Consider the following 5,388-nt stretch of genomic DNA (forward strand, 5'->3'; position numbering starts at 1 on the left):
ATGGTATTGGCTGCAACTGCTGGAGGCATAACAATTTGTATGCGTTCGTTGTTTGGCAGTGTTGCGGAGAGAACGGGATTTTCTACACTAATTTTTTGTGTTGTGTAGGCAGCAACAACTTTCGCAATCCCTTCTAGTTCGCTGTAGGTTAGTTCTTGTATGGTGTGGGTTTGCCAACCATTGGGACCCTCAACAATTACTTCGCCTGGGCGATTGACAACAATTTCAAATAAATTTTCATCATTGAGGAAGTCATCTAAGATCTTTAATTTTGTTAAAACGATGGAGGCTCGTTCTGCATTTTTTGCTGATGGCATAATATGACTTTATTGGCTTAATGAAAAAAGGAATAGCTGGGAGTAGAGTGATACCTTTTGCTTGTTACTACTAGTTTATAGACAGATGAAAAATCGAGATCTCTTGCTACAAAGATGTTGACGAGTTCGCCTTGAAATTTTTCTAGGGTAGGCGGGATGTTGATTTGATTTTCAAGGGCAACGGTGGCTGTATCTTTTCCGATATTGCTTGCTTCAGAGCTGTTGAAACCACCACTTGAGTTAGAATTGCCTTTCTTTTTATTGGTTAGGTTTGTTGTAACGCTATCAACAACGGTGAGTAATAATGCTGAACTGAAGCGTTCCCACCAATGGGTGTTGACGTTGCCGTCAAAACCAGCTCTACCTAAACTGTCAGTTGCGGGAGATGCAAGATTGATGATGACACCGGTTGGTGTTTTTGCTCTTGTCCAGAGCACAAAGAGGCGAGATTGACCCTTTTTAAGCCCTCCTCGGTATTCTCCAACGACTTGGGTTCCTTTATCAAGCAAAACAACGCGCCCATTGTCAGAGAGGATATCACGGTTGATGATGCAGCTTGCAAAGCCTGGTTGGTCGCTGTTTAATGCCGTTTCTAAGATACAGGGGATAGAAGTTCCCATGGCGATGATAAAGTTTCTATTTCCCATGATCCCAGCTCTTGTACCTTCTATTTTTGTAGGCTTTAGAAGTGAGGAAAAACTTTGTGAATCATTATTAGGAGTTTCACTTATATTATTACTATAGTTATTTCTCGACATTTGAGTTGAAGAAGGGGGGGTATTGCTCGTAAAAGCCAATACGGGAGCACGTTGTGCTGCATCAAGTAAAGGATCATGTTCAATTATTTTTTCTGGGTTTTTCGCTGGGGGTGGTAGTGTAATTGGAGCAATTTTTGCTTGTGATTCAGCGGAAACTAATTCTAAGGGAGTAACTGAGTTATTAAAGTCTTGTTTTTTATGAATATTTGCCGTGTCTTTTGATGTTGGTGGTGTTGAAAATATATTCCAAAGCACATATGCGCAAAATCCTACAAAAGCTATAATAATGATTATTTTTTTTGTATCCGATTTTGATGTATTATTTTTGCCATCCCCAATAGATCCTCGATCTTCGATGCTTGATTTATCACTCATGTGTTGTCCCCTTCAATTCCCGCTTATTTAAAGATCTGATGCAACTTTACGTTCAACAGATGGTGAGGTTGTTCCGGTATTTGGATTAACGCCTTTGGGTTGATAGGCTTCGTTAAAGACGCATAGGACGTTTCTTCCCTGTCTTAGGGTGAAGCGTGCGCTAATGGCATGGACTATCACCATGTTGCCTCTTGTGGTTTTGGGAACCAGCGATTCTGTACCGTCATTGCTGACAATGTAAATGGCAGGGATTTCTTGGTTGTCGGGAAATGTAAATGTTGTGGTTTTGCCATTGTCATAAACGGAGGAGGGTTCGAGCACGCTTGATCCTTGAGCGGTGTAAGCCCAATTGCGTGGTCCGTAGGTTTCAGAAGCGTTGAAGACATTATCGATACGCTGGGCTTGTTGTTTTTCTTGTCGCATAAGGGCTGCGAGTCTTCTTTGTTCTGCTTCTTCTTGTGGGTAGCGAAATTTCACAAGGAAATATGTTTCTTGTCCAGAGGAAATTTCCCCATCTTTGATCGTAAGTTCAAATTGATAGGAGCGCTTTGAGCCATCAAGCTTTGTGGTGACGACTTGGAGATTGGTAATGGGTTGGACTTCTCTTGCTTTAAGGAAAAGAATATTGCCAGCGGGGGCGACTTCCCATGCAACACTGTTGCCAATTGCCACATGGGCAATTTCTTCATTGGGAGAAAATTCTATTTGTACCGATGAGCGTATGGAGCCAATAATTTTTGTGACATTATAAGCATCATAATTGATAAAGCGAATGCGGCTATCGCTTGGCGCGCGGGTGGGAAAAACACTCGCGTAGCTTATATTTGTCAAAGAAAAGGCAACAGCAATCCTAAGAATGAGAAAAAGGAATTTTTTTGTCATGATCAGTTGACCACTTCCGGATCGGTTCTATATTCATTAACAATAAACCCTAGAGGATTTATCAAACGGTTTTGGACAGAGATAGGGGCATTGGTATATTCAAAGGTGAGTGTTGCAACCCAGTGGGTGATGAATTCTTTGTTGTTGTCGTTGTTACGCACAGTTCTGTAGTAACGCACTTGGGCGACATTTTCATTGATAAAAGAAATTGATTTTATTGTTATTGTAACGGTGGCGTGTTTATAAAGAATTTGAGGACTTTGGGGATTTTTTGCGCCGTACCATCCAGCAAATCTTTCTCGTTCTTCAGGTGAAGAGAGGAGAGAGATGGTTTCGAAGTTATTTTGTGTTTCTTCTACGACGAAACCTTCACGGAAGCGGACATATTTTGCTGCAAAATAGCGTGTGATGGCTTCGTCGACGTTTGTTGGACCTTCTTTTAAGGCTTCTACGACTTCAGTGATGCCGGTTGAATTATCAACGCGGATGACAAAGGGTTCTACGGTTTTAAGGGGCGTGAGGGTGATGACCGCGAGAGAAGACATTATTGCAACAGCAACCGCGATACCGGCGATTGCAAGCGAGATGCGGGTGGTGCGGCGTGAGGCGAGCATGCGATCTTGATCGAACGAGCGTGCTTCAGCAATATATTGTTCTACGGCGTTCTCTTTCATGCTTTTTGCCCGCAATTTTTGTAAGACTTCATTTCTTCGTCCGTTAATTTTTGTGCCAAAAGCGTTTCAAGTTTGCTCTCTTTCACGGATGATTGTGTATTGCCACTTATGATAATAGATCTTGGAGTGGGCTTCTTCCCTTCCCAATTCCACATTGATCTGTTGAGCGGACGTTTAGAATATCCATCACACTTTGGGAGTGATTTCAGCGTGTTTGGTGAAGACATACAGCCACTAAGAAAAAGAAATGGCAAAATAATCCCAATTTTTTTAACCCCCAGCATTTGTAGTATTACCTCCTCTAAATTTTGATGCCAAACCTCTTAGACCGCTAACACCAGAACGAGCGGCTGCAAGAGCACCACGTCCAGCTGCTCTACTAGAATGGTGAGCTAAATGTGTTGATCCTGCAAGAGATGCTCCTCCAGAAGCTAAAGCAGAGGCAATTCCGGGTAAATGAATGAAAAGATAAATGCCACCAGTTCCAATAATCAAAAATTGAATTACAGAAAACATGATATCTGTAATTTCACCTGAAAGGATATCTACTGCAAGACTGACATATACGTTACCAAGCAAGGTGACTAATATTTGTAAAATGATGAAATTTGCGAGTTGTCCTAACCACGCTTCTGTAAAGCGTCTTGTTGTTGAAAACATATAAAGGCTTATAAAAAGTGGTCCAACCGATAAGACAAGAAATGAACCAAGTTTAGCAAACATTGTGACGATGAAGCCGATAGTGCTAAAAAAACCAGCAATGAATAAACAGATTAAACCAGCTATCCAGTTAACAAGATACTTACCCATATCATACCATTCTGTATATTTGTTTGCTGCATCAAAAACGTGAGCAGAAGCATGTTTCATCATATTGTCCCAGACATTTTGATCTGAACTTGCTCCTTGAGTGACATTTGCAATGGCATTAGGCAGATCAGTGAAAAATATATCTTTGACCCAGGTATTATATTGAGAAGCGTTTGTAGTGAGTGTAACAACAATGCCCAGTTTGAAAGCTGTCGCTATAAAATCCCATAAGGGCATAGAAGAACGCCCATACATAATGTTATACCCTATAAATGCAATATAAATTATACAAGATGCCGAAAGAGGAGCGGATAAAGAACTTGAAAGATGGCTAATGGTTTTATCCATTATACCTTCAAGGGTATTCATTAAACGGTCATCTATCTTAGTATATGTAGGAAGGTAACTTAATAACGGCATTAAATATCCATTTTATTATTTTTTGTAAAAATAATCATTGTGTACTTTCTTGTGCTTTTCTTTTAGCTCGTTCTTCTCGCTGTTTATTTATTTCTTTTAGAGCTTTTTCGTAATCTTCGTCAGCTTTCTTACGTTGTTCAACTTCAAGTTCCTTAGCGGCTTGTCGGACATTTTGACAATTTTTAGAATTATCAGAAGCAGCACATTTCCATTGAAATTCACTCATTAATTTTTCATTTTTTTTAAATTCTTCTACGCTGTAGTTTTTTTCGCAACCGACAGTAATAAGTCCTGTGCAAAGCAATAATGTTGTTATGATGATTTTATTCATATTCAATTCCTTTTAATTACCACGGATTTTTCTTGCATAATCTTGGTATCGTTTACTAGCTTCTTCTCTAGCACGTATAATTTCAGCTTCAGATTGAGCTTGTTGAATCATAGAAGTAGCTTGTGTTTGTAAAGCTTCTGCTTGTAATATTGCTTGTATAGCTGCTAATTGTGTTTGAGCATCTTGTACTTCAGCAGCGGTTTTAGCATTTTTGAGTTTTTCAATAATCTTACTAATGGCTTCTTTCTTTTTATCGGCATCTTCGTAAACAGCTTGCCCTGTTGCTGCTTGTCCTATATTGCGATTGTGTAGTTTTTCAACTTCTTGTTTATAAAAAGCATCAACGGCTTCTTTTGATCCACTACCACCCGATGGTTCTTTATATAAAAGTTTTTCCTTCCATTTTTCAGTGTTTCCGCTACCACCACCGGTGCCATCTATTGATTGTTCTAAATGATTAAAATCAGAAGGAAGAGCGCCACTGCTCCCTTGCTTGTTGAGCAACTCCTGCAATGCGGATAAATCAGGTTTTCCATTTAAGGAACTATATAATTGTTTTGCTTGATCGAGTTGGCTTTTTAATTGGTCAAGCTGTTGTCTGCCTTGTTGAATTTGTTCTTGCAATTTGTTAAGTTGTTGTGTGCCTTGCTGGACTTGTTTCATTATTTGTCCTACAGCCGCAGGATCATATACCATGATAGCGAATGCATTTGTTTGAAAGCCAAATGAAGCTGCATAGACGGTTGTTGCCAATAAAAGTTTTTTCATTGCTTTGACCTTTCTTGAAAAATAGGAAGCCATTTTTCTGGAGATTGTCCAAC

General features: G+C 39.8%; 8 protein-coding genes. All 8 read right to left on the minus strand.

The genetic code is table 11. The features are described from left to right. The coding region (locus tag ACFIMI_RS09385) for an ATPase, T2SS/T4P/T4SS family (protein WP_375637979.1) at positions 1-317 on the minus strand (317 nt) is incomplete at its 3' end. Between the two features lie 17 nt (positions 318-334). Then, positions 335-1,450, minus strand: coding sequence for a type IV secretion system protein VirB10 (gene virB10 / locus ACFIMI_RS09390; protein WP_375692510.1), 1,116 nt, complete (start codon positions 1,448-1,450; stop codon positions 335-337). A gap of 27 nt (positions 1,451-1,477) precedes the next feature. Continuing rightward, positions 1,478-2,332, minus strand: coding sequence for a P-type conjugative transfer protein VirB9 (virB9, locus tag ACFIMI_RS09395; protein WP_375634900.1), 855 nt, complete (start codon positions 2,330-2,332; stop codon positions 1,478-1,480). 2 nt (positions 2,333-2,334) lie between these two features. Continuing rightward, positions 2,335-3,006, minus strand: coding sequence for a virB8 family protein (locus ACFIMI_RS09400; protein ID WP_375612435.1), 672 nt, complete (start codon positions 3,004-3,006; stop codon positions 2,335-2,337). Next, positions 3,003-3,290, minus strand: a complete 288-nt coding sequence (locus ACFIMI_RS09405) for a type IV secretion protein VblB7 (protein ID WP_375692511.1) — start codon at positions 3,288-3,290, stop codon at positions 3,003-3,005. The genes ACFIMI_RS09400 and ACFIMI_RS09405 overlap by 4 nt, the downstream gene beginning before the upstream one ends. Next, complete coding sequence (locus tag ACFIMI_RS09410; protein ID WP_375692512.1) at positions 3,277-4,236, minus strand: type IV secretion system protein; 960 nt, start codon at positions 4,234-4,236, stop codon at positions 3,277-3,279. The genes ACFIMI_RS09405 and ACFIMI_RS09410 overlap by 14 nt, the downstream gene beginning before the upstream one ends. A 34-nt stretch (positions 4,237-4,270) precedes the next feature. Beyond that, positions 4,271-4,567, minus strand: a complete 297-nt coding sequence (locus ACFIMI_RS09415) for an EexN family lipoprotein (protein ID WP_375692513.1) — start codon at positions 4,565-4,567, stop codon at positions 4,271-4,273. A gap of 12 nt (positions 4,568-4,579) precedes the next feature. Next, entirely contained in the window at positions 4,580-5,335 is a 756-nt protein-coding gene (locus ACFIMI_RS09420; protein WP_375692514.1) for a type IV secretion system protein, read from the minus strand. Positions 5,336-5,388 lie beyond the last annotated feature (53 nt).

Origin of the sequence: Bartonella sp. AP4SXKL (assembly GCF_042195845.1) — a bacterium.
Lineage (GTDB): Bacteria > Pseudomonadota > Alphaproteobacteria > Rhizobiales > Rhizobiaceae > Bartonella.